Source organism: Curtobacterium sp. 24E2 (assembly GCF_016925595.1).
In the GTDB taxonomy this organism is placed as follows: Bacteria; Actinomycetota; Actinomycetes; order Actinomycetales; family Microbacteriaceae; genus Curtobacterium.
Genome location: NZ_CP068987.1, coordinates 301,950 through 328,847, shown reverse-complemented (window position 1 = coordinate 328,847; position 26,898 = coordinate 301,950). Strand labels below are relative to the sequence as shown.

The window sequence follows — 26,898 nt, the reverse complement described above, 5'->3', positions numbered from 1 at the left end:
GCCGTCCAGCGACGAGCCGTGACGTCCGTCACGGCTCGTCGCGACCACCGCTCCGACAGAGAGGCAGAACGTGTTGCTGCGCATCGTCGACCGCCTCCGGGCGGCTCGTGAGTCCGACGAGGGCTTCTCGATCATCGAGGTGATGGTCGCGATGACCGTCTTCGCGATGATCGCCGCGGGTGTCGCAGCGGGCATCGTCTCCACGCTCTACCTCACACAGGACAACCGTTCGCGCGAAGCTGCGCTCAACCTGGCGAACCAGGCGCTCGACGCGGCACGCAGCACGAAGGACGTCTTCACGCTCGACGACGACACGTCGCTGCAGTCGATCGGCAACCAGGCGTACACGATCAAGCAGACCACGAACTGGATCAACTCGGACGGCTCCGACAACTCGTGCGGCGCCGGCTCAGGGGTCCTCGCCTACAAGCGCGTGTCGATCACCGTCTCCTGGACGAGTGGGACGTCGCCGCGTCAGAAGAACGTGGTGCTCGACACCCTGATCTCCCCTTCCGCTGCGGTGTCGAGCGCGAGCGCGTCCACGATCGTCGTCGGGGTCCAGACCGCGACGGGCGGACCGAACTCCGGCGTCGCCGTGACGATCACGCCCGTGTCCGGCGGCGCGACCGGCTTGTCGAACCCGCCAGCGGTGACCGATACGAACGGGTGCAGCTACGCGGTCGGGGTCACTCCGGGAACCTACAAGGTGACGATCGCGAAGGCCGGGAACATCGACAAGGACGGCGCCACCGCCCCGTCGTCGTCGGTGGCGACCACCGCCGGTGGCGTCGGCAACGCGACCTTCCTCTACGACCAGGCGATCACCGTCACGGCCGGTGCGCCGCTGAACCTCAAGGACGGCGTCACAGCGAAGCTGCCGACGTCGCTCCCGATGACCTACCGCTACGACGACACGGTGAAGACGTTCACCACCACGTCCACCGTGCTCTTCCCGTACCAGTGGACCGCGATCGCTGGCGCCTACACCTCGACGTGCAAGGACGTCGACCCGACGGCGTGGCCCACGGCGAGCAACCTGACGACATCGCCGAACATCTTCAACGGGGCCGACGGCTCCACGCCCGGGTACAACCCGACGACCGCGCTCACCGCGACCGCGCGCGCTCCCATGGGGGTGTTCGACGTGAAGATGGGCGGCGTGGACACCGTCCTCGTCGCGACGGTCAAGAACACGGCAGCGGTGACCAACGGCGATCCCGGATGCGCACCGTCGACGACGTACACCTTCACCGGCATGACGCCCTCGGCCGCGACGACGATCGCACTGCCGTTCGGCACGTGGACGCTGCGCGGGACGACCGTACTCGGTGGCGTGCTGAGCAGCAACACGCAGACCATCGCCTCGAACCCGAACGTGACGAACCTCAAGGTCTCCTCGAGCGGCAACGTCGTGACGCTCGACCCCCGAACGGTGCCGACCTCGTGATCGGCCGGATCCGCCGAGTCCTCGACCGCGCCCGTACCGACCAACGGGGTATCACGCTCGTCGAGCTCATCGTGGGCATGAGTCTCTCGCTCCTCGTGCTGACGATCGCGGGCTCCTTCCTCGTCGCGTCCCAGAAGGCCTCCGTGACGGCGAGCTCGATCAGTCAGAACACGCGAGCTGCGTCGACAGCCATGAACGAGATGGGCCGCATGCTCCGGGCGGCGACGGACAACCCGGTGCCGACCGGCGACGACTCGCAGTTCGCCTTCCAGTACGCCAGCGCGACGTCGATCCGGTTCTTCGCGTACGTGAACCTCGACTCGACACTCTCCCAGCCGGTCCAGGTCCAGCTGACGCTCGACCCGGCGACGAAGCGGATCACCGAGACGACGTGGAGGGGTACCGCCGTCTCCGGCAACTCCTCGTACTTCTCGTTCCCGCTGGCCCTCGGTGCCACGCTGACGTCGACTCCCACGTCGAAGCGCACGCTGGTGTCCTCCGCGGTGAACGGGGTTGCGTTCTCGTTCACCGATGCGTCGAACAACGTGCTCGGAACGCTGACGTCACCGGTCGCGGTGACGGACCTGCCGAACATCCGTTCGGTCAGCGTGACGCTGACGGTCGGGTCGAGCACGACGGACCCGAACGCCGTGACCCTGACCAACAGGGCCAGCATGCCGAACATCGTGATGGGAGCCTCCTCGTGATCCGACTCCTCCGCGTCATCCGTTCCCGGGACGACGAACGTGGTGTCGCCCTCGTTGCCGTCGTGGGCATCGGCATGGTCGTGATGATCCTGGTCGCGACGATGGTCGCGATCGCGACGTCGGGCGCGAAGGTCACGTCGACGGACCGATCCTGGAACCGAGCCATCGCGGCGGCCTACGCCGGCGTCGCCGATTACCAGTCGCGGCTCAACGCCGACAACACCTACGGCAACTACGGGCAGTCGAGCGCACCGTTCAGCGCCGCGTCGAACAGCACCTTCAGCAAGGGCACCGGCGACAACGCGGCGTTCAACTACCAGACCGGCCAGCAGTGGGTGTCCGTCCCCACCGGCGACGGCTCCGCCAGCGACTCGTCGTACCGGTACGCCGTCGACAACAGCAAGCTCTCGTCGCAGGGCGTGATCCGGGTGCAGTCGACCGGGCGTTCCGGCACGACGACCAGGACCGTCGTCGCCAACGTGCGGCCGGACGGGTTCTCGAACTACCTGTACTTCACCAACTTCGAGTCCGGCGACCCGACCGTCACGAACGAGAAGGGCGTCGGGACGCTGCCGTGCACCTCGGTGTACCGACCGGTCGCGACGTCGTCGACCTGCGACCAGATCCAGTTCGGCGGCGGTGACGTGCTCGAGGGTCCGGTGCGGTCGAACGATCAACTCAAGGTGTGCGGCGCGCAGTTCAAGAGCACGGTCCAGAGCGTCTACGGCGTGAGCAGCAGTGGGTGCACGCTCGGGCGGTACGCCTCGAACCCGACGACATCCTCGACGTTGACCCCGCCTGCCACGATCGGTGACCTGCGCGACTACACGCGCTCCGATCTGGCCAGCACCACCAGCACCGTCGAGGGAGCCGGCTGCATGTACACCGGGCCGACGAAGATCACGTTCAACGGAGACGGCACGATGACGGTGCGCTCGCCGATGACGATCGCGACGCAGGTCACCGGAGCGACCGCGACACCGGGGGCGCAGATCACCGGCGTGAACAGCGACACGTCGGCAGCCGCGGCCAAGTGCGGTGCTCCCACCGACCTCCGGAGCGCCAGCGGGGCTCGGGTCACGATCCCGAAGAACAACCTGATCTTCGTGCAGAACGAGCCGAGCGCACGTGCGGCCGGGACGACGCCGGACCCGAACTACTGGAAGGGCAACGCCACCCTCAAGAACGTCGCGACAGCGTGTGATGCGACCTCGGCCGCGAGCACCGCGACCACCCTGAAGCCGAACGGTGTCGGTTTCCCCTTCGTCGGTTCCTCGGCGAACAACTCCGAGACCGACCCCACCGCTGGCGGTGGCACCTCGGTGACGGCGCCGTACGGTTGCGATCGCGGCGACGCGTTCGTGCAGGGCACGGTCGACAAGGCGGTCACCATCGCCGCCGAGAACTACCTCTACGTCACGGGCGACATCCGATACCCGACGACGCGGTCCGCGTCCACGGTCCTCGGGCTGATCGGTCAGCGTGCGGTCTGGGTGTGGAACCCGATCAACACGAACAACGCTGCGATCCTGTCGAACGATCGCGAGATCGACGCAGCGATCCTCTCGAACACCGGCACGTTCGTCGTGCAGAACTGGACACGGGGTTCGTCGAACGGCCGGGGGACCCTCACGGTCAGCGGATCGATCGCGCAGAACTTCCGCGGTGCGGTCGGTCTGGCGAGCGGGCAGGGCTACACGAAGGCGTACACGTTCGACTCGAGCTTGGCGACCTACACGCCGCCGAAGTTCCCGCAGCCGACCGTGACGACGTACCGAGTGGCCACCCAGGTCGAGTCGAAGACGGCGTACGACCCGAACGGAGCGCCGACCTCGTGACCAGCGCCGTCTCGACCCTCGCGGCGTTCGTCGCTGCGTTCGGAGCGGTGTTCGGGCTCGCCGTCGGTTCGTTCCTCAACGTGGTCGTCCATCGGGTCCCGGCCGGGATGTCCGTCGTCGCCCCCGCATCCGCGTGTCCGAAGTGCGGGCGCGCGATCCGGGGCTTCGACAACGTTCCGTTGGTGTCCTGGCTGGTGCTCCGTGGCCGGTGCCGTGACTGCGCCGAACCCATCTCGGTCCGCTACCCGGTCGTCGAGGCATCGACGGCGGTGCTGTTCGTCGCGGTGATCGTCCGGTTCCTGCCGCGGGCCGGTGCGCCCGGTGCGGTCATCGCAGGCCAGACGGTCCTGCTCGTCGCCCTGCTCTTCGTCATGGCGGTGAGCGTCGCGTTGGCGCTCATCGACATCGACACGCACACGTTGCCGAACCGGATCGTCCTGCCGATGTACCCGGTGCTGGTCGTGCTGCTCGCCGCCTCGAGCGTCCTGACCGGCGATTGGGCTGCGATGCTCCGCGGGCTGCTCGGTCTCGTGATCCTCGGTGGCGTGTACCTGGTCCTCGCGATCGCGGCACCACGGGGGATGGGATTCGGGGACGTGAAGCTCGCCGGTGCCCTGGGGCTCCTGCTGGCGTACCTCGGATGGGGACCCCTCGCTGTGGGTGCTTTCGGAGCGTTCCTCCTCGGCGGTACCTTCGGGATCGTCCTCCTCCTGACCAGGCGTGCGGGTCGCTCGACGGGGATCCCGTTCGGCCCGTGGATGCTCCTCGGCGCGTGGGTGGGCGCGTTCTCCGGGGTCCCGATCTGGAACGCCTACCTCCGACTCCTCGGTCTCACCTGACGAACCGGGCTGACACCCTCTGAGCCCGGCTCGACCGGAAGGAACACGACATGACGAAGAACATCGTCGGCATCGACATCGGTGCCGAGACGATCCGCGCGGTGGAGGTCGCCGACGCCGAGAAGGCGAACCCGACGATCGTCCGTGTCGCCGAGGTGCCGGTCCCGAAGGACGCGACGAAGCAGGGCGAGGTCCTCGAGGCGAACACGGTCGCGGCGGCGTTCCGCGAGCTCTGGTCGATCGGCCGCTTCCGGACCAAGGACGTCGTCCTGGGCATGGGGAACCAGCGCGTCCTCTCACGTGACCTCACCGTGCCGAAGGCGCCGCTCGCGCAGATCCGCGAGTCGCTCCCCTTCCAGGTCCAGGACATGCTCCCCGTCCCGGTCGTGGACGCGATCCTCGACTTCTACCCGGTGTCCGAGGGTGTCGGCGAGTCCGGACCGGTCGTGCACGGCTTGCTCGTCGCTGCGATCAAGGACGCGGTCCTCGCGAACGTCCGCGCTGCGGAGCTGGCCGGACTGCGCCCGGTGGGTGTCGACCTGATCCCGTTCGCCCTGTCACGGGTCCTGGCACCCCGGGTCGACGGCGCCGGAACGGTCGCGATCGTCGACTGCGGCGGCAACACGACGTCGGTCGTGATCGCCAACGACGGGGTGCCCACGTTCGTGCGCATCATCCCGACGGGTGGCGACCACGTGACGAAGACGATCGCCACCCGGCTCGAGGTCTCCCTCGCCGAAGCCGAGGCGATCAAGCGGCACTTCGGTCTGGTCGGTCGAGCGCAGACGCCGGACGACGCCCGTGCCGTGGCCGTCACGCGTGAGACCGTCGGCGAACTGCTCACCAGCGTGCGGAACACGGTGACCTACTACGCCAACACCCGGCCTGCCGATGTCGTGCGGGGAATCGTGCTCGTCGGCGGCGGTGCGGCACTCCCCGGCTTCCGGGAGAGCCTCGGCGACGTCTCCGGTCTGCCGGTCGCCGTCGGGGACCCCTTCGTGTCCGCGCGGACATCGCGGGGCATCACCCCGGAACTCCTCCGGGAGCGGTCGGCTTCCATCTCGGTCGCCTGGAGCCTCGCGGTCGGAGGCCGAGCAGCATGACCAAGATGATCGACACCACCTCGACCGACCGACGGCGCCCCTTCCGGGCGACTCCCGGCCGCAGTGCAGACGCCGCTCCCCACACGGCGAGAGCCGGCGCGAAGTCGCGTGTCCTGGTGGTCGGAGGACCGCCGCGTGTGGACCTGCTCCCCGTCGAGGTCCACGTCAGGCGGCGGCAGCGCGCAACGGTCCGGCGTGCGTGGGCGGGCGTGCTGGTCGTCGCGATCGCGGTCGGACTGGCGACGGCGTGGGCGATGACGGACCGCATGTCTGCCGAGCAGGACCTTGCCGCGGCCCAGAGCGAGACGGCGACGCTCGCCAAGCAACAGGGCCAGTACCGGGACGTCCGGGTGACCGAGTCCGAGAGCGCGTTGCTGCAGAGCGCGCAGACGGTCGGCGGGTCGACGGAGATCGACTGGGCGACGACGCTCGCGTCGGTGCGTTCGAGACTGCCTGCCGGGGTGCAGATCACCGGACTGACGATCGACTCCGCCGGAGCCGAGGAAGCCTACGCGCAGTCGGACGACCCGCTGCAGGGGCAACGCATCGCGACACTCACCTTCGACGCCACGAGCGACGCCCTGCCCTCGATCCCGGACTGGCTGACCGCCGTCGGCGGGGTCACCGGGTTCGTCGATGCGAACGCCAACTCGGTCGCGCGGTCGCAGGACGGCGGCGGGTACGCGGTCAACATGACCATCCACCTCGACGAGAAGGCGTTCGACGGCCGGTACGCCGCCGACGACGCGAAGAAGGACTGACCATGTCTCGCAACCGCCTGAGCCTCTTGCTCGCCGTCCTCGCGATGGCGGTCGTCGCCGTCGGCGGGTTCTTCCTCGCGGTCCAGCCGCAGCTCGCCCAGACGGCTGCGGCGCACACCCAGACGGCGTCCGTCGAGCAGACGAACGACACCAGCCGCAGCGAGCTCGCACGCCTGCGGGAGCAGGCGGCGGACCTGCCAGCCATGAAGCGCGAGCTGTCGACCCGTGCGGCCTCGGTGCCGGACACCGCTCGGCTGTCCGCGTTCATCGACGAGCTCAACACGATCGCTGCGGCTTCCGGGATGCAGGTCTCGTCGTTCACGGCGAGCGATGCGACGGCGTACTCGCCAGCGGTCACGGCGGAGCCCGCGGCTGCGGGGCAGGGCGCTGCAACGCCGTCGGCATCGCCGTCCGCGACGGCCGGAGCGGCGCCGTCCGCTCCGCAGGCGCCGAGCCTCGTCACGGACGCAGCGGTCACCGGCCAGAACTTCTCGGTGATCCCCGTCACCGTCGCGGTCGACGGCTCGTTCGACCAGGCGCTGCAGTTCGTCAAGGGAGTCCAGGGTGGCGATCGACTGTTCCTCATCACGACGATCTCCTCCGCGGAGAAGAGCGGCGAGGACGGAACCGCCAGCAGCAGTTCGTGGACCTTCGGCGGATCGATCTACGTGCTCGATCGTTCCGCAGACGGGGCCGCCACGACCACGGCGACAACCTCCGCGAACGGCTGATCCGCCCCCTCCCACTGGGGCGTGACGCGCCACGCCGACCCTCTTCCGCGACACCCGTCGGTGTGCGTACGATGCTCACGACGCCGTGATCGCGGCTGCTCATCTCCCTCTCGAACGGTCGGCTCGAACCGGCCGTTCCCGTCGTGCCCGGAGTCGCGCGTGTTGGTCGGAATCGTGGAATTCCTTGGTTGGTTCGGCGCTGTAACCGTGTTGGCAGGTTACATTCTCTTCTCTACGGGGAAGCTCCCGAACGGGCCGGTGTACCAGCTCTTCAACCTCGTGGGTGGCCTGGCCGTCGCCGTCAACGTGGCCGCGCACCACGCGGTGCCGTCGACCATCGTCAACGGCATCTGGGCGATCGTCGCCGTGGTCGTCCTGGTGAAGATGGGACGCGCCCGTCGCGCGGCGAAGCGGGGCGAGCCGGCGGCCTCCGAGGCGACCGTCCTGCACGCCGAGCCGGCGTCCACCACCGGCGTCCTGCCGATCATCGGCCCCGCCCTGCGTGACCACGAGCCGGAGGAGCCCTCCGAGGCGGACGCAGCCCCGGGCCTCCAGACCGCACCGACCACCAGCACGACGCAGGTCGCTCCGATGACCGAGACCGTCCCGATCATCACCGCGACGATCGCACTGGCCCTGGTCGCCGCAGCCCAGGGGCACGTGGAGCGTGCGGACAGCGCGGACAGCGCGGACAGCGCAGACGGCATCGACCACGCGGAGCGGACCGAAGCCATCCGCTGACCGTCCCGTCGGCGATACGATCACCTCATGTCCCGGTGGTTGATCGCGACGATGACGTCCGTCCTCTTCATCGCGCTCGTCGTCGCCGTCGCGGGGTTCGAAGCGCTCCTCGCCGACGTCGAGGCGATCGCGCAGCCGGACGCGACCCCGTACCTCGGCCCGGCCATGGTGGTCGGCGCCGCCGTGGTGGTGTTCCTCGCGACCGCGGTCGGCGCGCGCGAGGGCAACCCCGGTGTCACCGGCCTGGTCGCCGCCGCGACCGCCTACCTGGTGATGCTCGGCGTCGGCGCCGTCGGCTACGCGGCGATCCGCCGCGACCTGACCGAGCTCCTCGTCTTCCCGGCCGGCTACGCACTCGGGCCGTTCGTGGTCGGGTCCGTCGTGGTGGCGCTCCTGTCGGTGATCGGCGGGATCTCCATGGCCCGGCACCAGGCCCGGACGACGGACCGGACGCCCGCTGCCGGGCAGCGGCAGGAGACCACCGTCTCGGGGGACGACACCGTCGGGCGGTAGTCTTCCCGGGCACGACGCACACGCAACGGGGGAACGATGAGCGACCAGCACACGCCGGATCCGGACCAGCAGGACGGCTGGGGAGCCGTGCCGTCGGTGGCGTCGATCCGCGGGACGCAGGAGACGCCCGCCGCCGCGCAGAACGCGCAGGCCGGGTCGAGCGCGCACGGCGCGCAGTACGCACCGTCCGGCTCGCCCGCTCCGCGCCGGAAGCTCCGTCGTGGCCAGCTCATCGGGATCATCTCGGGCGGCACCGCCGTCGTGCTGCTGCTCGTCGCCGGTGTCGTCGGGTTCTCGGTCGGCTCCGCCACCCACTCGGCCGACCGACCCGTGCGGGCCTTCCTCGACGACCTGACCGCGGGCAAGGTCGCCGACGCCCTCGACGCGGCCGGCATCGACCGGACGAAGTCGGACGTGCTCCTCACCGACGACGCGTACGCGAAGGCGACCGCGAAGGTCACCGGATACCGGGTGGCTGCGACGCGGACGGACGGCGACACCGCCACCGTCCGCGCCTACCTGCGCCAGGCCGGCCGTGACGTCGCGGCGACCTTCACGCTCGACAAGACCGGCACCGACTGGGGTGTGTTCCCGGTGTGGGAGCTGCAGGCGCCGGAGCTCGGCAGCGTCGACGTCAGCGTCCGGGGCCGTCCGGCGCCGCGGTGCAGGTCGCGGGCACGTCGACGAAGACCTCGAAGGACGGCACGGTCGGTCTCCGCGCGCTCCCCGGCACCTACGCGGTCACGTACGACGGCGGCAAGTGGACGAAGGCCACGGGCGGCAGCGCCGTCGTGGGAGGGTTCGGTGGCAGCGCCTCGACGCCCGTGCAGATCACCGCGACGCTCACGAGCGCGGGGGACCAGGCGGCGAAGCGGGCCGTGGACGCGTGGGTGGACGGCTGCATCGCCTCGGACGACGCCGCACCGGCCGGGTGCAGCTTCTACGCGTACGGCGAGAACCCCGCGTACACGTACACGAACGAGAAGTGGACGCTCGAGTCGCGGCCGACCGTCGCCGTCGGCAGCTGGACCACGAACGGCTGGCTCGTCTCCACCACGACGTTCGGCCGGGCCACCTTCACGGCGGACATCGCCGGCGCCGGCGGCACCGGGACGGCCACCGCCGGGCCGCTCAACGTGAACGCCAGCGGGTACATCACGGGGTTCTCGAGCTCGGGGGCGACGTTCCGGTCGGCGGTCGGCAACGGCTCCTCGGACACCGGCTCATGACGGTGTCCGGCGTGGTGCCGGCCCGGATTGATTTCGTCCCGTTACGCGGGTAGTCTCTTCTGGGTGTGCGCCCTCGGGCGCGCCCGAAAAGTCCGGCGGGCGAGATCGCCCAGTCGGACCACTCCGTCCCCCCGCAGGTTCCTCCGCCGTCAGGCGGTCATCAGCGTGGGACGAGGAAGTCGGCGGATCGCGCCGGCCAGAGAGCACGAGCGAAGAACCAGGAGAACAGTTGCCTACTATTCAGCAGCTGGTTCGCAAGGGTCGTACGCCGAAGGTCACCAAGACCAAGGCGCCCGCCCTGAAGGCGAACCCCCAGCAGCGTGGTGTGTGCACCCGCGTCTACACCACCACCCCGAAGAAGCCGAACTCCGCACTGCGCAAGGTCGCTCGTGTGAAGCTCTCGAACGGCACCGAGGTCACGGCGTACATCCCCGGTGAGGGCCACAACCTCCAGGAGCACTCGATGGTGCTCGTCCGTGGCGGTCGTGTGAAGGACCTCCCCGGTGTGCGCTACAAGATCATCCGTGGCGCCCTGGACACCCAGGCCGTGAAGAACCGTAAGCAGGCTCGTAGCCGCTACGGCGCGAAGAAGGGTTGAGTTAGATGCCTCGTAAGGGTCCCGCCCCCAAGCGTCCCGTCGTCGCCGACCCGGTCTACGGTGCGCCGATCGTCAGCCAGCTCGTCAACAAGATCCTGCTCGACGGCAAGAAGGGCCTCGCTGAGCGCATCGTCTACGGTGCACTCGAGGGCGTCACTGCCAAGAACCAGCAGGATGCTGTCGTCACGCTCAAGAAGGCGCTCGACAACGTCCGTCCGACCCTCGAGGTCCGCAGCCGCCGCGTCGGTGGCTCGACCTACCAGGTCCCGGTCGAGGTCAAGCCGCACCGCGCGAACACCCTCGCGCTCCGCTGGCTGACCTCGTACGCCAAGGCCCGTCGCGAGAAGACGATGACCGAGCGTCTCATGAACGAGATCCTCGACGCGTCGAACGGTCTCGGTGCCGCGGTCAAGCGCCGCGAGGACACGCACAAGATGGCCGAGTCGAACAAGGCCTTCGCCCACTACCGCTGGTAGTCCCGGCACCGTCCGGGCACCGGTGGTCAAGAACCCCGGCGCCCGGACGGCCGCCAACCTCTCCTACAACTCTTCCGGAGGAACCCTGTGGCACAGGACGTGCTCACCGACCTGAACAAGGTCCGCAACATCGGCATCATGGCGCACATCGATGCCGGCAAGACCACGACGACCGAGCGCATCCTGTTCTACACGGGCATCACGCACAAGATCGGTGAGGTCCACGACGGCGCTGCCACGATGGACTGGATGGCGCAGGAGCAGGAGCGCGGCATCACGATCACGTCGGCCGCGACGACCTGCTTCTGGGACAACAACCAGATCAACATCATCGACACCCCCGGTCACGTGGACTTCACGGTCGAGGTGGAGCGTTCGCTCCGCGTCCTCGACGGTGCGGTCGCCGTCTTCGACGGCAAGGAGGGCGTCGAGCCCCAGTCCGAGACCGTGTGGCGTCAGGCCGACAAGTACAACGTCCCGCGCATCTGCTTCGTCAACAAGATGGACAAGCTCGGCGCGGACTTCTACTACACCGTCGACACGATCATCAACCGCCTCGGTGCGGAGCCCCTCGTGCTCCAGCTGCCGATCGGTTCGGAGAGCTCGTTCGAAGGCGTCGTCGACCTCGTCCAGATGCGTGCACTCACCTGGCGCGGCGACGCCAAGGGTGACGTCGCGATGGGTGCGAAGTACGAGATCGAAGAGATCCCGGCCGACCTGCAGGACCGCGCCGCCGAGTACCGCGAGAAGCTCATCGAGCGCGTGGCCGAGGCGGACGACGTCCTCATGGAGCGTTACCTCGAGGGCGACACCGACTTCTCGGTCGACGAGATCAAGGCCGCGATCCGCGCCCTCACCGTGAGCAGCACGCTCTACCCGGTGCTGTGCGGTTCCGCGTTCAAGAACCGCGGTGTCCAGCCGATGCTCGACGCCGTCATCGACTACCTCCCGTCCCCGCTCGACGTGCCGCCGATGATCGGCCACGACGTCAAGGACGAGGAGAAGGAGATCATCCGCAAGCCCGACGCGTCGGAGCCGTTCTCGGCTCTCGCGTTCAAGGTCGCGGTGCACCCCTTCTTCGGTCGCCTCACCTACGTCCGCGTGTACTCCGGCTCGATCGAGTCCGGCGCACAGGTCATCAACTCGACCAAGGGCAAGAAGGAGCGCATCGGCAAGATCTTCCAGATGCACTCCAACAAGGAGAACCCGGTCGCCAACGTGACCGCTGGCCACATCTACGCGGTCATCGGCCTCAAGGACACCACCACCGGTGACACCCTGTGCGACCCGACCAACCAGGTCGTCCTCGAGTCGATGACGTTCCCGGAGCCGGTCATCGAGGTCGCGATCGAGCCGAACACGAAGGCTGACCAGGAGAAGCTCTCCACGGCCATCCAGAAGCTCGCCGAAGAGGACCCGACGTTCCGCGTCGAGCTCAACGCCGAGACCGGTCAGACGACGATCAAGGGCATGGGCGAGCTCCACCTCGACATCCTCGTCGACCGTATGAAGCGCGAGTTCCACGTCGAGGCGAGCGTCGGCAAGCCCCAGGTGGCCTACCGCGAGACCCTCACGAAGATCGTCGAGCGGTACGACTACACCCACAAGAAGCAGACCGGTGGTTCCGGCCAGTTCGCGAAGGTGCAGATCGCCCTCGAGCCGATGGAGGTCACGAGCGAGAAGGTCTACGAGTTCGTCAACGCGACCTCCGGTGGCCGTGTCCCGCGCGAGTACATCCCGTCGGTCGACGCCGGCATCCAGGACGCCATGCAGGTCGGCATCCTCGCGGGCTACCCGACCGTCGGCGTGAAGGCCATCCTCAAGGACGGCGCGGCGCACGACGTCGACTCGTCTGAGATGGCGTTCAAGATCGCCGGTTCCATCGCCTACAAGGAAGCGGCTCGCAAGGCCGGTCCGGCGATCCTCGAGCCGATCATGGCCGTCGAGGTCCGTACTCCTGAGGAGTACATGGGCGACGTCATCGGTGACCTGAACTCCCGTCGTGGCCAGATCGCCTCGATGGAGGACGCCTCGGGCGTCAAGGTGGTCCGCGCGAGCGTGCCGCTGTCCGAGATGTTCGGCTACGTCGGCGACCTGCGGTCGAAGACCTCTGGTCGTGCGGTCTACTCGATGACCTTCGAGACCTACAGCCAGGTCCCGGCCAAGGTCGCCGAGGAGATCATCGCGAAGAACGCGGGGAGTGACGCTCGAGCGTCTCTCCACAGGCGGGGGTGCCCGGCGACGGGCCCCTCGCCACCAAGTAAAGTAAAGACACACACCGCGCATCAACGGTCGCGAGCCCATCCAGGGCCGGCCGGGGATGACGCTTCCGAGTCCTGAGGAGGACCCACAGTGGCCAAGGCCAAGTTCGAGCGCACCAAGCCGCACGTCAACATCGGAACCATCGGTCACGTCGACCACGGCAAGACCACGCTCACGGCGGCGATCACCAAGGTTCTGCACGACCAGTACCCGGACCTCAACGAGGCCCGTGACTTCGCGCAGATCGACAACGCTCCCGAGGAGCGTCAGCGCGGCATCACGATCAACATCTCGCACGTCGAGTACCAGACCGAGAAGCGTCACTACGCGCACGTCGACGCCCCCGGTCACGCCGACTACGTGAAGAACATGATCACGGGTGCGGCGCAGATGGACGGCGCGATCCTCGTGGTCGCCGCCACCGACGGCCCGATGCCCCAGACGCGTGAGCACGTGCTGCTCGCCCGCCAGGTCGGCGTCCCCTACATCGTCGTCGCGCTGAACAAGTCCGACATGGTGGACGACGAGGAGATCCTGGAGCTCGTCGAGCTCGAGGTCCGCGAGCTCCTCGGCTCGCAGCAGTTCGACGAGGACGCCCCCGTCGTGCAGGTCTCGGCGCTCAAGGCGCTCGAGGGCGACGAGAAGTGGGTCAAGTCGGTCCAGGACCTCATGGCCCAGGTCGACGAGCACGTGCCGGACCCGGTGCGCGCCACCGACCAGCCGTTCCTGATGCCGATCGAGGACGTCTTCACGATCACCGGTCGTGGCACGGTCGTCACCGGTCGCGTCGAGCGTGGCACGCTCAACCTGAACGAGGAGGTCGAGATCGTCGGCATCCGCGCGACGCAGAAGACCACCGTCACGGGCATCGAGATGTTCCGCAAGCTGCTCGACCAGGCGGTCGCCGGTGACAACACCGGTCTGCTCATCCGTGGCCTCAAGCGCGAGGACGTGGAGCGCGGCCAGGTCGTCGTCAAGCCGGGTTCGGTCACGCCGCACACCGAGTTCCAGGCGAACGCGTACATCCTGACCAAGGAAGAGGGCGGGCGTCACAACCCGTTCTACGCGAACTACCGCCCGCAGTTCTACTTCCGCACCACGGACGTCACCGGCGTCATCACGCTGCCCGAGGGCACCGAGATGGTCATGCCCGGTGACACCGTCGCCATGACGGTCGAGCTGATCCAGCCGATCGCCATGGAAGAGGGCCTCCGTTTCGCCATCCGTGAGGGTGGTCGTACGGTCGGTGCCGGTACGGTCGAGAAGATCGTCAAGTAACTCCGGTTACCTGCCTCAGCGGGGTCGAGCCTTCGGGCTCGGCCCCGCTTTGTCGTTGCCCTACGGGCGTGGTACCGCCCACGAGTCACTGTCGGTCGCTCACGGGCGTGGCGGGCGGCGGACGGGAGGCCCGGGGTACGCCCGCCACGTCGGCGCCGGTCCGCCCCGTGCGGCGTCCCAGGCATCGGGGAGTTGGCTCGGACGGGTGACCCGTCTGCGCCGTTCCACGACCTCCGGTCGCGGCTACCACCGTGTCCGGAGCGGACGCGGCTTCTCGTACCGCGACCCCGACGGTGCGACCGTCACGGATGCCGCGGTGCGTCAGCGGCTCGAGGACCTCGTCATACCGCCGGCCTGGGACGACGTCTGGATCTCGCCGTACGAGAACGGACACGTCCTCGCGACCGGGATCGACGGCGCCGGCCGTCGCCAGTACATGTACCACCCGTCGTGGCGCGAGCGGATGGACCGGATCAAGTACGACCGCGCGCTCGCACTCGCGGAGTCGTTGCCGGTGGCACGGCGCGGGGTGACGCAGGACCTCCGGCGACCGGAACCGGATCGCCGCCGAGCGCTGGCCGCGGCGTTCCGGATGCTCGACCAGGGATCGCTGCGAGTCGGTTCGGAGCGGTACGCGAGCGAGCACGGCAGCCGCGGGCTGTCGACCCTGCTGTGCGCGCACGCCCACGTCTCCGGTGACGACATCGGGCTCGACTTCCCCGGCAAGAGCGGGCAGGAGTGGTCGTCGTCGATCCACGACGCAGACCTCGCGACGGTGATCGCCGGCATGAAGCGCCGCGGGCCGAACGCCCGACTGCTGTCGTTCCGCGAACGCCGCGGTGAGGAGTGGGAGCCGTTGTCCGCCGAGGACATCAACGGTTACGTCAAGGAGCGTGCGGGTGACGACTTCACGGCGAAGGACTTCCGCACCCTGCACGGCACGGTGGCCGCGGCCGTCGACCTGGCACAGACCGGTCCGCTGCCGTCGGAGGCGAAGCGGAAGCGTGCGGTGTCCCATGCCGTGAAGGCCGCGAGCGACGAGGCTCGGCAACACCCCGACGGTGTGTCGGCAGAGCTACATCGACCCGCGGCTGCTCGACGCCTACGAACACGGCGAGACCATCGATCCGGCCCGGATCCACGCCGCCGAGTCCGAGGTCCGGGCGCTGCTCTACCGACAATGACCCCGGGAGCGTCCGGATGACGTAGCGTTGGTCGACGTGCCGGACCACCCCACACGGCACGGAAGGACCCACAACAGTCGTGACTGACGAGTGCATCCACGGTTTCCCCACCGAGCTCTGCGACATCTGCGCGCCCCGGCAGCGCGAGGAGTCGGCGATCCCAGCCGCTCCGGCGCCACGGCGGACCCGCATCACCACCAACCTGCGCGTCGACCCGCCGGCCTCCGGCCCCGGGACGTCGCTGCGTTCGCCGACGTCCCTCCGGTCGTCGTCTGCCGACCTGCCCGAGGCCCGGGTGTTCGCGTCGCTGCGCGCACACCACGTGACCCACATCGACAACCTCGACGGCATCGTCGGCTCCGGTGCGATCCTCGCAGCAGACCAGGCGGAGCCCGCCGTCGACGTGAGCAGCCCCGAGACCCGTGCCGCTCGCGCCGAGGCCGAAGCACCCGACGGCAGCACCATCGCGAGCCACGTGCCGTTCACCCTGTCGCCGGATGCCCTCCGGTGGGACGAGCTCCGCACCGGCGCCGTCGGGGAAAGGTGGTCCGACGCCGCCCGACGCACGCGCGCGGTGGACTACGTCGTGCTCGTCGTCCCGGTCTCGGCGTTCGGTGACTCGGTGGTCGTCGCCGACCAGGACGCCGACGCCGACGACGTCCGCTTCGCCGTCGGCCCCGACGCCGGGACGAACCTGATCCGCCGGACGGACTTCTCCGACCCGGAGATGCTCGGGCTCGAGCTCCTCGCGGGGCCGAGCGTGCCGTTCTCGTCCGTCGCGGTGATCGGCGTCCCGAACGACAAGGCCCGTCAGACGGTCCGTGCGGTGCTCGCCGACCACGGCGGCCACGCGCCGCGCGTGGCGGTCTTCCCGCCGTGGTTCGTCCCCCGGTGACGGCCGAGTAACCGTCTCCACGAGCGCCCTCCGGACCATCTCCGGAGGGCGCTCCGCGTTGCGGCGGCGACCCGTGCCTCCAGGCCGTCCGATCCCCGTGGATCCGGGGAAGCGAGCCGGTGCCGACACGCCCGGCGCATCGCGACACGCCCGGGTTGCACGTGGGCTCGGGACATGCGAGACTTGTCCGGTTCCGAATTCCCCGCGGGTGCGAGTCCGCAGGATCACTGCTCTGGCAGTGCACAACCCCCTGTTCAGCAGGGCTGGGTTGGGCCGCAGGCAGCAGAACACGACTCCCCGAGGTCATGACGGACGCGACACTGTTGCGCCCGGAGTGCGAGGAAGTCGATTGCCCACGCTGGACGGCCAAGGTCGCCCGCGCGGTTGACAGGTGAACAGCGGTCATCCCCAGCGGATGCGGCCGGTTGGTTCAGGAAAACAGCACGGTCCGCAGCAATGCGGAGCCGAGCGGCGTCAGGCGGCCTGCGGGTGCGCGGCGCAGAGAGAGGACAAGAGACACATGGCGGGACAGAAGATCCGCATCCGGCTCAAGTCGTATGACCACGAGGTCATCGACACGTCGGCCCGGAAGATCGTCGACACGGTGACCCGTGCCGGTGCGACCGTGGTCGGCCCGGTGCCACTCCCCACCGAGAAGAACGTGATCGCAGTGATCCGTTCCCCTCACAAGTACAAGGACTCGCGCGAGCACTTCGAGAAGCGCACGCACAAGCGGGTCATCGACATCGTCGACCCGACGCCGAAGGCCGTCGACTCGCTCATGCGACTCGACCTTCCGGCAGACGTCAACATCGAGATCAAGCTGTAAGGGGGCTGACCAATGGCGAACTCAACCAAGACCGTCAAGGGCCTCCTCGGCAAGAAGCTCGGGATGACCCAGGTGTGGGACGAGAACAACAAGTTCATCCCCGTCACCGTGATCGAGGTCGGCCCGAACGTGGTCACCCAGATCCGCAACGCTGAGCGCGACGGCTACGAGGCGATCCAGATCGCCGCCGGTGCCATCGACCCGCGCAAGGTCAACAAGCCGGCCGCCGGCCACTTCGAGGCCGCTGGCGTGACCCCGCGTCGCACCCTCACCGAGATCCGGACCAACGACTCCGCTGAGTACACGCTCGGCCAGGAGCTCACCGTGGACGGCACGTTCACGGCGGGCCAGAAGGTCGACGTCGTCGGAACCTCCAAGGGCAAGGGCTTCGCCGGTGTCATGAAGCGCCACGGCTTCCACGGCGTCGGCGCCTCGCACGGTGCACACCGCAACCACCGCAAGCCCGGCTCGATCGGTGCTTCCTCGACCCCGTCGCGTGTCTTCAAGGGCATGCGCATGGCCGGTCGTATGGGTGGCGACCGTGTGACCGTCCTCAACCTCACGGTGCACGCCGTCGACGCCGAGAAGGGTCTGCTGCTCGTCAAGGGCGCCGTCCCCGGTGCTCGCGGCCGCTCCGTCTTCGTCCGCACCGCCGTGAAGGGTAAGTGATCATGGCCACCACGACCGCAACCACGATCGACGTCCTCGACGCATCGGGTGTCAAGTCCGGCACCGTCGAGCTGCCCGCAGCTCTCTTCGACGTCGAGACCAACGTCCCGCTGATCCACCAGGTCGTCACCGCGCAGCTCGCAGCCGCGCGTCAGGGCACCCACAAGACCAAGAACCGCGGCGAAGTCCGCGGTGCCGGTCGCAAGCCGTTCAAGCAGAAGGGCACCGGCCGCGCCCGTCAGGGTTCCGTCCGTGCTCCCGAGCACACCGGTGGTGGCGTCGTCCACGGACCGACCCCCGCGACTACTCGCAGCGCACCCCCAAGAAGATGATCGCCGCAGCGCTGCTCGGCTCGCTTTCGGACCGCGCCCGCGGTGGCCGCATCTCGGCCGTCGACGGCTTCGTCGAGGGCGACGTGCCGTCGACCAAGGTCGCCCGGACGCTCCTCGAGAAGGTCGCGCCCGTCAAGCACGTGCTGATCGTGCTCGAGTCGAACGACGAGCTGACGCTCAAGTCGATCCGCAACCTGCCGAACGTCCACGCGCTCTCGTACGGCCAGCTGAACGCCTACGACGTCCTCAAGTCGGACGCCGTCGTCTTCAGCAAGAGCGCCCTCGACGCCTTCATCGCGTCGAAGACCGCGAAGGAGATCACCGCATGAGCGGCTTCAACAAGGACCCGCGCGACGTCATCATCTCGCCGGTCGTCTCGGAGAAGAGCTACGCGCTCATCGACCAGGGCAAGTACACGTTCATCGTGGACCCCCGCTCGAACAAGACCGAGATCAAGCTCGCCATCGAGAAGATCTTCGAGGTCAAGGTCGCGAGCATCAACACGCTGAACCGCCCGGGCAAGACCCGCCGCACCAAGTTCGGTCTCGGCAAGCGCAAGGACACCAAGCGCGCCATCGTGACGCTCAAGTCCGGTTCGATCGACATCTTCACGGCTGTCGGCTGAGGACCAGAGGGATAAATCATGGCTATTCGTAACTACAAGCCGACGACCCCCGGTCGTCGCGGCTCGTCGGTCGCCGACTTCGCTGAGATCACCCGTTCGACTCCGGAGAAGTCCCTGCTTCGTCCGCTGCCGAAGACCGGTGGTCGCAACAGCTCCGGCCGCATCACCACGCGTCACATCGGTGGTGGCCACAAGCGCCAGTACCGCGTGATCGACTTCCGTCGCTCCGACAAGGACGGCGTGGACGCCAAGGTCGCTCACATCGAGTACGACCCCAACCGCACTGCGCGCATCGCGCTCCTGCACTACGTGGACGGCACGAAGCGGTACATCATCGCGCCGAACAAGCTCAAGCAGGGCGACGTCATCGAGCAGGGCCCCGGTGCCGACATCAAGCCCGGCAACAACCTGCCGCTGCGCAACATCCCCGTGGGTACCGTCGTGCACGCCATCGAGCTCCGCCCCGGTGGCGGCGCGAAGATGGCCCGCTCGGCCGGCGCCTCGGTGCGTCTCGTCGCCAAGGACGGCCCCTACGCGCAGCTCCGTCTGCCGTCGGGCGAGGTCCGCAACGTCGACGCACGCTGCCGCGCCACGATCGGCGAGGTCGGCAACGCCGAGCAGTCGAACATCAACTGGGGCAAGGCCGGCCGCATGCGCTGGAAGGGCGTCCGCCCGACCGTGCGTGGTGTCGCGATGAACCCGGTCGACCACCCCCACGGTGGTGGCGAGGGCAAGACCTCCGGTGGTCGTCACCCGGTCAGCCCCTGGGGCCAGGCCGAGGGTCGCACGCGCAAGCCGAACAAGCCGAGCGACAAGCTCATCGTCCGTCGCCGTAACGCCGGCAAGAAGCGCAAGTAGGAGTTCAGAAGATGCCACGCAGTCTGAAGAAGGGCCCCTTCGTCGACGAGCACCTGCTCCGCAAGGTCGTCACGCAGAACGAGGCCAACACCAAGAACGTGATCCGTACGTGGTCGCGTCGGTCGATGATCGTCCCGAACATGCTCGGGCACACCATCGCCGTGCACGACGGCCGCAAGCACATCCCGGTGTTCGTCACCGAGTCGATGGTCGGTCACAAGCTCGGCGAGTTCGCGCCGACCCGCACCTTCCGTGGTCACGTGAAGGACGACAAGAAGGGCCGTCGCCGCTAACGCGGGGACGCAGAGGAGGAACGAAATGGTGGAGTCGATCGCACGCGTGCGACACATCCGCGTCACGCCTCAGAAGGCCCGTCGCGTCATCGAGCTGATCCGCGGCAAGCAGGCCCACGAGGCGCTCGCCATCCTGAAGTTCGCCCCCAGGGCGCTTCGGAGCCCGTGTACAAGCTGGTCGCCTCGGCGATCGCGAACGCCCGGGTGAAGGCTGACTCGACGAACAGCTTCCTCGACGAGCGCGACCTCTACGTGAGCCGCGTCTTCGTCGACGAGGGAACGACCCTGAAGCGGTTCCAGCCGCGCGCCCAGGGCCGGGCCTTCCGCATCAACAAGCGCACCAGCCACATCACGGTCGTCCTCGCGACGCCGGAAGAGGCCGAGGCTGCCGCGACGAGCAAGAAGGCGAGCAACTAATGGGCCAGAAGGTCAACCCGTACGGCTTCCGTCTCGGGATCACGACGGACCACGTCTCGCACTGGTTCACCGACAGCAAGAAGGCCGGTCAGCGCTACGCCGACTACGTGGCCGAGGACATCAAGGTGCGCGAGTACCTGAAGAAGACCCTCGACCGCGCCGGTGTCGCCCGCATCGAGCTCGAGCGCACCCGTGACCGTGTCCGCGTGGACATCCACACGGCGCGTCCGGGCATCGTCATCGGTCGCCGCGGCGCCGAGGCGGAGCGCGTTCGCGGTGAGCTCGAGAAGCTCACCAAGAAGCAGATCCAGCTCAACATCCTCGAGGTCAAGAACCCCGAGACCGAGGCCCAGCTCGTCGCGCAGGGCATCGCCGAGCAGCTCTCCGCTCGTGTCGCGTTCCGTCGCGCCATGCGCAAGGGCCTGCAGGGTGCACAGCGCGCCGGCGCCAAGGGTGTCCGCATCCAGGTGTCGGGTCGTCTCGGCGGCGCCGAGATGTCCCGTTCGGAGTTCTACCGCGAAGGCCGTGTGCCGCTGCACACCCTCCGCGCGAACATCGACTACGGCTTCTACGAGGCCCGGACCACGTTCGGCCGCATCGGCGTGAAGGTCTGGATCTACAAGGGCGACATCACGAACAAGGAGCTCGCTCGCGAGCAGGCGAACCAGCGTTCGTCGCGCCCCGAGCGTCGTGGCGGCCCGCGCGGTGAGCGTGGCGACCGTGGCGGCGACCGTCGTGGCGGCGACCGCGGTGACCGCCGCCCGCAGCAGGCCCCGCAGGACGCGCCGGCCGGCGCAGGAGTTGAGGCGTAACCATGCTTATTCCCCGTCGAGTCAAGCACCGCAAGCAGCACCACCCGAAGCGTTCGGGTCAGGCAACCGGTGGTACCAAGGTCAGCTTCGGCGACTACGGCATCCAGGCCCTCACCCCGGCGTACGTGACCAACCGTCAGATCGAGTCCGCTCGTATCGCCATGACGCGTCACATCAAGCGTGGCGGCAAGGTCTGGATCAACATCTACCCGGACCGTCCGCTCACGAAGAAGCCGGCTGAGACCCGCATGGGTTCCGGTAAGGGCTCGCCCGAGTGGTGGGTCGCCAACGTCAAGCCGGGTCGTGTGCTCTTCGAGCTCTCCGGCGTCACCGAGGACATCGCCCGTGAGGCGCTGACCCGTGCAATCCACAAGCTGCCCCTCAAGGCACGCATCATCAAGCGCGAGGAGGGCGACGCATAATGGCGATCGGTTCCAAGGAGCTCCGTCCGACGGAGCTCGACACGTTCGAGAACGAGCGTCTCGCTGACGAGCTGAAGAAGGCCAAGGAGGAACTCTTCAACCTCCGCTTCCAGTCGGCCACCGGCCAGCTGGAGAGCCACGGTCGTCTCCGTGCCGTCAAGCGCGACATCGCTCGCATCTACACCGTCCTCCGCGAGCGCGAGCTCGGCATCCGTGCCACTCCCGCGCCCGTCGAGACCGCCACCAAGGCCAAGAAGACGACGAAGAAGGCTGACAAGCCGGCTGAGTCGACCGAGGCCGAGACCGCCGAGGAGAAGTAATGGCGAACGAAGAGAAGACCTCCGCCGCCCTCACTCGCGGCTACCGCAAGACGCGTCGCGGCTACGTGACCAGCGACAAGATGGACAAGACCATCGTGGTCGAGGTCGAGGACCGCGTGAAGCACGCGCTCTACGGCAAGATCATCCGTCGCACGTCCAAGGTGAAGGCCCACGACGAGGCTCGGCACCGCTGGTGTCGGCGACCTCGTCGTGATCAGCGAGACCCGTCCCCTCAGCGCTTCCAAGCGCTGGCGCCTGGTCGAGATCCTCGAGAAGGCCAAGTAGGCCTCGGCCTGCTTCGGAATAGGAGACAGCAGTGATTCAGCAGGAATCCCGCCTGAAGATCGCCGACAACACGGGCGCCAAGGAGATCTTGACCATCCGTGTGCTCGGTGGTTCGGGTCGTCGCTACGCCGGTCTCGGTGACGTCATCGTCGCCACGGTGAAGGACGCCATCCCCGGCGGCAACGTGAAGAAGGGTGACGTCGTCAAGGCGGTCATCGTTCGCACCAAGAAGGAGACCCGTCGTCAGGACGGCTCCTACATCAAGTTCGACGAGAACGCGGCAGTGATCCTCAAGGCCGACGGCGACCCGCGCGGCACGCGCATCTTCGGTCCGGTCGGTCGCGAACTCCGTGACAAGAAGTTCATGAAGATCATCTCGCTCGCGCCGGAGGTGCTGTAAGCCATGGCGAACATCAAGAAGGGTGACCTCGTCCAGGTCATCACGGGCGCGACGCAGGAGCGTGGCGGCGACCGTGGCAAGCAGGGCAAGGTCATCGAGGTCCTCAAGGACAAGCAGCGCGTCGTCGTCGAGGGCGTGAACTTCGTCACGAAGCACGTCCGCGTCGGCCAGACGCAGCGCGGCTCGAAGACGGGTGGCATCGAGAAGCACGAAGCCTCGATCCACGTGTCCAACGTCGCTCTCGTCGACCCGAAGACGAAGAAGCCGACCCGCGTCGGCTTCCGTACCGAAGAGGTGGAGAAGGGCGGGGTCAAGAAGACCGTCCGCGTCCGCTACGCCAAGAAGTCAGGTGAGACGCTCTGATGACCGACACGACTGCAACGACTGAGGCCCCCAAGGTCCAGCCGCGCCTCAAGCAGAAGTACAAGGACGAGATCAAGGCCACGCTCACCGAGCAGTTCGGCTACGCGAACGTCAACCAGGTCCCCGGCCTGGTCAAGGTCGTCGTGAACACCGGTGTCGGCGAGGCCGCTCGCGACTCGAAGATCATCGAGGGGGCCATCAAGGACCTCACGGCGATCACGGGTCAGAAGCCCCAGGTCAACATCGCTCGCAAGTCCATCGCGCAGTTCAAGCTGCGCGAGGGTCAGGCGATCGGTGCGCACGTCACCCTCCGTGGTGACCGCGCCTGGGAGTTCCTCGACCGCCTGATCTCCCTCGCACTGCCCCGCATCCGCGACTTCCGCGGTCTCAGCGACAAGCAGTTCGACGGGAACGGCAACTACACGTTCGGTCTCTCGGAGCAGTCCGTGTTCCACGAGATCGACCAGGACCGCATCGACCGTGTCCGCGGCTTCGACATCACTGTCGTCACCACCGCGAAGACGGACGACGAGGGACGCGCGCTGCTCCGTCAGCTCGGCTTCCCGTTCCGCTCCAACGAGCAGACGGTCTAAGCTACTTCGGGCGGTGCGGGCCGGAGGATTCACGTCCTCCGGCCCGCACGCACGAACACACCGATCCTGGGGAACCGCCCCGGGATCACTCGATCGCTCAGGTCGGCATTCGTGGAACGGGTGTCGAAACCAGGCGAGAAATGGACGAACATCATGACGATGACCGATCCGGTCGCAGACATGCTGACCAGATTGCGGAACGCGAACTCCGCGCACCACGACGCCGTCGCGCTCCCGAGCTCCAAGCTCAAGAAGAACATCGCCGACATCCTCAAGCGTGAGGGCTACATCAGCGAGTGGAAGGTGGAGGACGCCCGAGTCGGGCAGACCCTCACCATCGACCTGAAGTACGGCCCCGAGCGCGAGCGTTCGATCGCCGGCATCAAGCGCGTGTCGAAGCCGGGCCTCCGGGTCTACGCGAAGTCGACGGAGATCCCCCAGGTCCTCGGTGGCCTCGGCGTGGCGATCCTCTCGACCTCGTCCGGGCTGCTGACCGACCGCGAAGCCGAGCAGAAGGGCGTGGGTGGGGAAGTCCTCGCCTACGTGTGGTGATCGACAATGTCACGAATCGGACGTCTTCCCATCGACATCCCCGCCGGCGTGACCGTCTCAGTTGACGGTCAAAGCGTGGCGGTCAAGGGCCCGAAGGGCGAGCTCGCGCTCGTCATCGCGGAGCCCATCCAGGCCAAGGTCGAGGAGAACCAGGTTCTCGTCACCCGTCCGGACGACGAGCGCGAGTCGCGTTCGCTCCACGGCCTGACCCGTACCCTCATCGCCAACAACATCATCGGCGTGACCCAGGGCTACACCAAGGGCCTCGAGGTCGTCGGCACCGGTTACCGCGTGCAGGCGAAGGGCTCGAACCTCGAGTTCGCGCTCGGGTACTCCCACTCGATCACGGTCGAGCCGCCCGCGGGCATCAGCTTCGCGGTCGAGGGCAACAACAAGGTCACGGTCGCCGGCATCGACAAGCAGGCAGTCGGCGAAGTGGCGGCGAACATCCGGAAGCTCCGGAAGCCCGAGCCGTACAAGGGCAAGGGTGTCCGTTACGCCGGCGAGAACGTGCGCCGCAAGGCCGGAAAGTCAGGTAAGTGATCATGGGACTCCTCAAGACACGAGGCAAGAGCAAGGCGGCCGCCAAGGCGCGTCGTCACAACCGTCTCCGCAAGAAGATCACCGGCACCGAGGCTCGTCCCCGTCTCGCCGTCACCCGCTCGTCGCGTCACGTGTTCGTGCAGGTCATCGACGACGCGAAGGGTCACACCCTCGCAAGCGCCTCGACGATGGAGGCAGACCTCCGCTCGTTCGACGGCGACAAGACCGCCAAGGCCCGTCGCGTCGGTGAGCTCCTCGCCGAGCGCGCGAAGTCGGCTGGCGTCGAGGCCGTGGTCTTCGACCGCGGTGGCAGCAAGTACGCCGGTCGCGTCGCCGCGATCGCCGATGGTGCCCGTGAAGGAGGGCTGAACCTGTGAGCGACAACGCGAACACCAACGAAGACGCCAAGACCGAGGCCGTCGAGGCCACGGACGCCGTCGAGACCACCGAGGCGAGCACGGAGGCCCCCGAGGCCACCGAGGCAACCGCTGAGGCCACCGAAGCAACCGCTGAGGGCACCGACACCGCCGCGAAGGGCAAGGAGGCGGAGGCACCTGCCGTCGCCGAGCGTCCCGTCGAGACCGCTGCCGGTTCCGCATCGAACAACCGCGACTCGGCCGACAACCGTGGCCGTCGTGGTGGCGGTCGTGACCGTCAGCAGGGCCGCGACCGCAACAACCGCGGTGGCGACAGCCAGTTCCTCGAGCGCGTGGTGACCATCAACCGCGTGTCGAAGGTCGTCAAGGGTGGTCGTCGCTTCAGCTTCACGGCGCTCGTCGTTGTGGGTGACGGCAACGGCCTCGTGGGCGTCGGCTACGGCAAGGCCAAGGAGGTCCCCACGGCGATCTCCAAGGGTGTCGAAGAGGCGAAGAAGAACTTCTTCCGCGTCCCCCGCGTCGGCAACACCATCCCGCACCCCGTGCAGGGTGAAGCCGCTGCCGGCGTCGTGCTCCTGCGTCCGGCCGGTCCGGGTACCGGTGTCATCGCCGGCGGTCCCGTCCGTGCCGTGCTCGAGTGCGCCGGCATCCACGACGTCCTGAGCAAGTCGCTCGGTTCGTCGAACACCATCAACATCGTGCACGCGACCGTCGAGGCTCTGAAGCAGCTCGAGGAGCCCCGCGCCGTCGCGAGCCGTCGTGGCCTCGACGTCGAGCGGGTCGTCCCGGCTCGTCTGCTCCAGGCCGAGGCCGCAGCACTGCGTGCCGCGACCGAGAAGGCAGGTGCGTGATGGCGACGCTGAAGATCACGCAGATCAAGTCCGTTATCAGCGAGAAGCAGTACCAGCGCGACACGCTCCGCAGCCTGGGTCTCAAGCGCATCGGCCGCACGGTCGAGCGTGAGGACAACGCCCAGAACCGCGGGTACATCGCAACGGTGGCGCACCTCGTGAAGGTCGAGGAGGTCGACGCATGAGCGACGAGAAGAACGAGCGCGTGCAGGTGCTGAAGCTGCACCACCTCCGCCCCGCAGAGGGCGCCAAGAAGGACCGCACCCGTGTGGGTCGCGGTGAGGGCTCGAAGGGCAAGACCGCTGGGCGTGGTACCAAGGGCACGAAGGCCCGTTACCAGGTCCGGGTCGGCTTCGAGGGTGGGCAGATGCCGCTGCACATGCGCACCCCGAAGCTCCGCGGGTTCAAGAACCCGTTCCGGGTCGAGTACCAGGTCGTGAACCTGGACAAGATCTCGGAGCTCTACCCCGATGGTGGCGACGTCACCGTTGCGGGCCTGGTCGCCAAGGGCGCCGTCCGCAAGAACGAGAAGGTCAAGGTTCTCGGTCAGGGTGACATCACCGTGAAGATCACGGTCACGGTCGACAAGGTCTCGGCGTCCGCCGCCGAGAAGATCGTGGCTGCTGGCGGCACCGTCTCCCAGTAACCCCCGTCGGCGGCCCGTGCGTTTGCGCACGGGCCGCCGTTACGGTTTCCTTGACAGTGGCCGGCATCCGCCAGCCTGGTCGGCCCTGCCGACCGACACCGGAACGGCC

Annotated in this window: 31 protein-coding genes and 5 pseudogenes; all 36 read left to right on the top strand. The window is 68.0% G+C overall.

The window, feature by feature from the left end:
• Positions 1–70 precede the first annotated feature (70 nt).
• The 36 genes and pseudogenes from JN350_RS01660 (at position 71) to rplO (ending at position 26,789) form a co-directional block, all read left to right on the top strand.
• Complete coding sequence (locus JN350_RS01660) at positions 71–1,447, top strand: type IV pilus modification PilV family protein (RefSeq protein WP_205463334.1); 1,377 nt, start codon at positions 71–73, stop codon at positions 1,445–1,447.
• Positions 1,444–2,154: a PulJ/GspJ family protein gene (locus JN350_RS01655; RefSeq protein WP_205463333.1), complete on the top strand. Its 711-nt coding sequence runs from the start codon at positions 1,444–1,446 to the stop codon at positions 2,152–2,154. Before JN350_RS01660 ends, JN350_RS01655 begins: the two co-directional genes overlap by 4 nt.
• Positions 2,151–3,992: a hypothetical protein gene (locus JN350_RS01650; protein WP_205463332.1), complete on the top strand. Its 1,842-nt coding sequence runs from the start codon at positions 2,151–2,153 to the stop codon at positions 3,990–3,992. The genes JN350_RS01655 and JN350_RS01650 overlap by 4 nt, the downstream gene beginning before the upstream one ends.
• Complete coding sequence (locus tag JN350_RS01645; RefSeq protein WP_240347471.1) at positions 3,989–4,831, top strand: A24 family peptidase; 843 nt, start codon at positions 3,989–3,991, stop codon at positions 4,829–4,831. Before JN350_RS01650 ends, JN350_RS01645 begins: the two co-directional genes overlap by 4 nt.
• A gap of 50 nt (positions 4,832–4,881) precedes the next feature.
• Entirely contained in the window at positions 4,882–5,934 is a 1,053-nt protein-coding gene (gene pilM / locus JN350_RS01640; RefSeq protein ID WP_205463331.1) for a type IV pilus assembly protein PilM, read from the top strand.
• 137 nt (positions 5,935–6,071) lie between these two features.
• Positions 6,072–6,695 (top strand): hypothetical protein, encoded by a 624-nt coding sequence (locus JN350_RS01635; RefSeq protein WP_205463330.1) that lies wholly within the window; start codon positions 6,072–6,074, stop codon positions 6,693–6,695.
• 2 nt (positions 6,696–6,697) lie between these two features.
• Positions 6,698–7,426 carry a type IV pilus assembly protein FimV gene (locus JN350_RS01630; RefSeq protein WP_205463329.1) on the top strand — a complete coding sequence of 243 codons (729 nt, stop codon included), beginning with the start codon at positions 6,698–6,700 and terminating at the stop codon, positions 7,424–7,426.
• A 21-nt stretch (positions 7,427–7,447) separates the two neighbouring features.
• Entirely contained in the window at positions 7,448–8,167 is a 720-nt protein-coding gene (locus JN350_RS01625; protein ID WP_461963463.1) for a CBU_0592 family membrane protein, read from the top strand.
• 27 nt (positions 8,168–8,194) lie between these two features.
• Positions 8,195–8,680 carry a DUF6121 family protein gene (locus JN350_RS01620; RefSeq protein WP_205463327.1) on the top strand — a complete coding sequence of 162 codons (486 nt, stop codon included), beginning with the start codon at positions 8,195–8,197 and terminating at the stop codon, positions 8,678–8,680.
• A 662-nt stretch (positions 8,681–9,342) separates the two neighbouring features.
• Positions 9,343–9,909: a hypothetical protein gene (locus JN350_RS01615; protein WP_205463326.1), complete on the top strand. Its 567-nt coding sequence runs from the start codon at positions 9,343–9,345 to the stop codon at positions 9,907–9,909.
• A 229-nt stretch (positions 9,910–10,138) separates the two neighbouring features.
• Positions 10,139–10,507 (top strand): 30S ribosomal protein S12, encoded by a 369-nt coding sequence (rpsL, locus tag JN350_RS01610; protein ID WP_017885540.1) that lies wholly within the window; start codon positions 10,139–10,141, stop codon positions 10,505–10,507.
• Between the two features lie 5 nt (positions 10,508–10,512).
• Positions 10,513–10,983, top strand: coding sequence for a 30S ribosomal protein S7 (gene rpsG, locus JN350_RS01605; protein WP_055950927.1), 471 nt, complete (start codon positions 10,513–10,515; stop codon positions 10,981–10,983).
• 87 nt (positions 10,984–11,070) lie between these two features.
• Positions 11,071–13,182: pseudogene (gene fusA / locus JN350_RS01600) on the top strand (elongation factor G); the annotation flags it as partial.
• A 153-nt stretch (positions 13,183–13,335) separates the two neighbouring features.
• The gene (tuf, locus tag JN350_RS01595; RefSeq protein WP_111083472.1) at positions 13,336–14,523 is read left to right on the top strand and encodes an elongation factor Tu; all 1,188 of its coding nucleotides are present in this window, start codon (positions 13,336–13,338) and stop codon (positions 14,521–14,523) included.
• Between the two features lie 205 nt (positions 14,524–14,728).
• Positions 14,729–15,707, top strand: a pseudogene (locus JN350_RS01590) (DNA topoisomerase IB).
• Positions 15,708–15,786: 79 nt separating this feature from the next.
• The gene (locus JN350_RS01585) at positions 15,787–16,602 is read left to right on the top strand and encodes a DarT ssDNA thymidine ADP-ribosyltransferase family protein (protein ID WP_205463325.1); all 816 of its coding nucleotides are present in this window, start codon (positions 15,787–15,789) and stop codon (positions 16,600–16,602) included.
• Between the two features lie 520 nt (positions 16,603–17,122).
• Entirely contained in the window at positions 17,123–17,431 is a 309-nt protein-coding gene (rpsJ, locus tag JN350_RS01580; protein WP_017885534.1) for a 30S ribosomal protein S10, read from the top strand.
• Between the two features lie 12 nt (positions 17,432–17,443).
• Positions 17,444–18,100 (top strand): 50S ribosomal protein L3, encoded by a 657-nt coding sequence (gene rplC, locus JN350_RS01575; protein WP_027466731.1) that lies wholly within the window; start codon positions 17,444–17,446, stop codon positions 18,098–18,100.
• A gap of 2 nt (positions 18,101–18,102) precedes the next feature.
• A pseudogene (gene rplD, locus JN350_RS01570) lies at positions 18,103–18,761 on the top strand (50S ribosomal protein L4).
• Positions 18,758–19,057 carry a 50S ribosomal protein L23 gene (rplW, locus tag JN350_RS01565; protein WP_111083468.1) on the top strand — a complete coding sequence of 100 codons (300 nt, stop codon included), beginning with the start codon at positions 18,758–18,760 and terminating at the stop codon, positions 19,055–19,057. Before rplD ends, rplW begins: the two are co-directional and overlap by 4 nt.
• An 18-nt stretch (positions 19,058–19,075) precedes the next feature.
• Entirely contained in the window at positions 19,076–19,915 is an 840-nt protein-coding gene (gene rplB / locus JN350_RS01560; protein ID WP_111083467.1) for a 50S ribosomal protein L2, read from the top strand.
• 11 nt (positions 19,916–19,926) lie between these two features.
• Complete coding sequence (gene rpsS, locus JN350_RS01555; protein ID WP_017885529.1) at positions 19,927–20,208, top strand: 30S ribosomal protein S19; 282 nt, start codon at positions 19,927–19,929, stop codon at positions 20,206–20,208.
• 25 nt (positions 20,209–20,233) lie between these two features.
• Positions 20,234–20,625, top strand: a pseudogene (gene rplV, locus JN350_RS01550) (50S ribosomal protein L22).
• Positions 20,625–21,437 (top strand): 30S ribosomal protein S3, encoded by an 813-nt coding sequence (gene rpsC, locus JN350_RS01545; RefSeq protein WP_017885527.1) that lies wholly within the window; start codon positions 20,625–20,627, stop codon positions 21,435–21,437. Before rplV ends, rpsC begins: the two are co-directional and overlap by 1 nt.
• Positions 21,438–21,439: 2 nt before the next feature.
• A complete protein-coding gene (gene rplP / locus JN350_RS01540; RefSeq protein WP_111083465.1) occupies positions 21,440–21,859 on the top strand; it encodes a 50S ribosomal protein L16 in 420 nt (139 codons plus the stop codon).
• Positions 21,859–22,179 (top strand): 50S ribosomal protein L29, encoded by a 321-nt coding sequence (rpmC, locus tag JN350_RS20005; protein WP_111083464.1) that lies wholly within the window; start codon positions 21,859–21,861, stop codon positions 22,177–22,179. Before rplP ends, rpmC begins: the two co-directional genes overlap by 1 nt.
• Positions 22,179–22,464: pseudogene (gene rpsQ, locus JN350_RS01530) on the top strand (30S ribosomal protein S17). The gene rpmC and the pseudogene rpsQ overlap by 1 nt, the downstream one beginning before the upstream one ends.
• Positions 22,465–22,495: 31 nt before the next feature.
• Positions 22,496–22,864: a 50S ribosomal protein L14 gene (gene rplN / locus JN350_RS01525; RefSeq protein ID WP_111083462.1), complete on the top strand. Its 369-nt coding sequence runs from the start codon at positions 22,496–22,498 to the stop codon at positions 22,862–22,864.
• A gap of 3 nt (positions 22,865–22,867) precedes the next feature.
• Positions 22,868–23,227: a 50S ribosomal protein L24 gene (rplX, locus tag JN350_RS01520; RefSeq protein ID WP_111083461.1), complete on the top strand. Its 360-nt coding sequence runs from the start codon at positions 22,868–22,870 to the stop codon at positions 23,225–23,227.
• Positions 23,227–23,820, top strand: coding sequence for a 50S ribosomal protein L5 (gene rplE, locus JN350_RS01515; protein ID WP_194647370.1), 594 nt, complete (start codon positions 23,227–23,229; stop codon positions 23,818–23,820). Before rplX ends, rplE begins: the two co-directional genes overlap by 1 nt.
• 153 nt (positions 23,821–23,973) lie before the next feature.
• Entirely contained in the window at positions 23,974–24,372 is a 399-nt protein-coding gene (gene rpsH / locus JN350_RS01510; RefSeq protein ID WP_017885519.1) for a 30S ribosomal protein S8, read from the top strand.
• Between the two features lie 6 nt (positions 24,373–24,378).
• The gene (rplF, locus tag JN350_RS01505) at positions 24,379–24,915 is read left to right on the top strand and encodes a 50S ribosomal protein L6 (protein WP_111083459.1); all 537 of its coding nucleotides are present in this window, start codon (positions 24,379–24,381) and stop codon (positions 24,913–24,915) included.
• A gap of 2 nt (positions 24,916–24,917) precedes the next feature.
• Complete coding sequence (gene rplR / locus JN350_RS01500; RefSeq protein WP_031259041.1) at positions 24,918–25,292, top strand: 50S ribosomal protein L18; 375 nt, start codon at positions 24,918–24,920, stop codon at positions 25,290–25,292.
• Positions 25,289–26,143, top strand: coding sequence for a 30S ribosomal protein S5 (gene rpsE, locus JN350_RS01495; RefSeq protein ID WP_205463324.1), 855 nt, complete (start codon positions 25,289–25,291; stop codon positions 26,141–26,143). Before rplR ends, rpsE begins: the two co-directional genes overlap by 4 nt.
• Positions 26,143–26,328 carry a 50S ribosomal protein L30 gene (gene rpmD / locus JN350_RS01490; protein ID WP_173168934.1) on the top strand — a complete coding sequence of 62 codons (186 nt, stop codon included), beginning with the start codon at positions 26,143–26,145 and terminating at the stop codon, positions 26,326–26,328. Before rpsE ends, rpmD begins: the two co-directional genes overlap by 1 nt.
• Positions 26,325–26,789 (top strand): 50S ribosomal protein L15, encoded by a 465-nt coding sequence (rplO, locus tag JN350_RS01485; protein ID WP_027466723.1) that lies wholly within the window; start codon positions 26,325–26,327, stop codon positions 26,787–26,789. The genes rpmD and rplO overlap by 4 nt, the downstream gene beginning before the upstream one ends.
• Positions 26,790–26,898: the final 109 nt, after the last annotated feature.

Bases quoted from the DNA above. Each gene is read 5' to 3' on its own strand.
- rpsH (WP_017885519.1), top strand. From the start codon at position 23,974: ATGACGATGACCGATCCGGTCGCAGACATGCTGACCAGATTGCGGAAC.
- JN350_RS01630 (WP_205463329.1), top strand. From the start codon at position 6,698: ATGTCTCGCAACCGCCTGAGCCTCTTGCTCGCCGTCCTCGCGATGGCG.
- rpsG (WP_055950927.1), top strand. From the start codon at position 10,513: ATGCCTCGTAAGGGTCCCGCCCCCAAGCGTCCCGTCGTCGCCGACCCG.
- rpsC (WP_017885527.1), top strand. From the start codon at position 20,625: ATGGGCCAGAAGGTCAACCCGTACGGCTTCCGTCTCGGGATCACGACG.
- rplP (WP_111083465.1), top strand. From the start codon at position 21,440: ATGCTTATTCCCCGTCGAGTCAAGCACCGCAAGCAGCACCACCCGAAG.
- rplB (WP_111083467.1), top strand. From the start codon at position 19,076: ATGGCTATTCGTAACTACAAGCCGACGACCCCCGGTCGTCGCGGCTCG.
- JN350_RS01620 (WP_205463327.1), top strand. From the start codon at position 8,195: ATGTCCCGGTGGTTGATCGCGACGATGACGTCCGTCCTCTTCATCGCG.
- rplW (WP_111083468.1), top strand. From the start codon at position 18,758: ATGAGCGGCTTCAACAAGGACCCGCGCGACGTCATCATCTCGCCGGTC.
- rpmC (WP_111083464.1), top strand. From the start codon at position 21,859: ATGGCGATCGGTTCCAAGGAGCTCCGTCCGACGGAGCTCGACACGTTC.
- rpmD (WP_173168934.1), top strand. From the start codon at position 26,143: ATGGCGACGCTGAAGATCACGCAGATCAAGTCCGTTATCAGCGAGAAG.
- rplR (WP_031259041.1), top strand. From the start codon at position 24,918: ATGGGACTCCTCAAGACACGAGGCAAGAGCAAGGCGGCCGCCAAGGCG.
- rpsJ (WP_017885534.1), top strand. From the start codon at position 17,123: ATGGCGGGACAGAAGATCCGCATCCGGCTCAAGTCGTATGACCACGAG.
- rplF (WP_111083459.1), top strand. From the start codon at position 24,379: ATGTCACGAATCGGACGTCTTCCCATCGACATCCCCGCCGGCGTGACC.
- rplE (WP_194647370.1), top strand. From the start codon at position 23,227: ATGACCGACACGACTGCAACGACTGAGGCCCCCAAGGTCCAGCCGCGC.
- rplC (WP_027466731.1), top strand. From the start codon at position 17,444: ATGGCGAACTCAACCAAGACCGTCAAGGGCCTCCTCGGCAAGAAGCTC.
- rpsS (WP_017885529.1), top strand. From the start codon at position 19,927: ATGCCACGCAGTCTGAAGAAGGGCCCCTTCGTCGACGAGCACCTGCTC.
- rplO (WP_027466723.1), top strand. From the start codon at position 26,325: ATGAGCGACGAGAAGAACGAGCGCGTGCAGGTGCTGAAGCTGCACCAC.
- rplX (WP_111083461.1), top strand. From the start codon at position 22,868: ATGGCGAACATCAAGAAGGGTGACCTCGTCCAGGTCATCACGGGCGCG.
- pilM (WP_205463331.1), top strand. From the start codon at position 4,882: ATGACGAAGAACATCGTCGGCATCGACATCGGTGCCGAGACGATCCGC.